This window comes from Streptomyces beijiangensis, assembly GCF_017315755.1.
Lineage (GTDB): Bacteria > Actinomycetota > Actinomycetes > Streptomycetales > Streptomycetaceae > Streptomyces > Streptomyces beijiangensis.
The window spans coordinates 1-345 of the sequence record NZ_JAFLRJ010001419.1 but is presented as its reverse complement, the minus strand read 5'-3'; the positions used below and the strand labels follow the sequence as shown (position 1 = coordinate 345).

General features: G+C 76.2%; 1 protein-coding gene. It reads right to left on the bottom strand.

Features of this window, described 5'->3' with window-relative positions; genetic code table 11:
• On the bottom strand, window positions 1-345 hold a 345-nt coding region (locus tag J0695_RS42085), incomplete at both ends, for a DNA-processing protein DprA (RefSeq protein WP_206970071.1).

Genomic DNA, 345 nt, shown 5'->3' with positions numbered 1-345 from the left:
CCCCCGCTCTGCGAGCCCGGACGCCAGGGACGCCGCCATGTGCGCCCCATAGGGCGTGCACGCCCTGGCCCCCACCACCGCGACGGACCGCAGCGCCCAGATCCGCAGATGGGGGCGGCCCCGCACCCAGAGCCCGATGGGCCTGGCATCGCCCAGGTCGTCGAGCTGCCGGGGCCACTCCTGATCCCCGGGACAGACGAACCGCCCGCCCACAGCGGCCACGGCCTCCAGATCCCGCTCCGGCACAGCGGCCGCGGCCCGCAGCCGGTACCCCCCGAGCCGGTGGGCACTCACGCCACCCAACGCCTCCCCCTCACCGTCCTCCCCGGTGAGTCTCCGTACGAC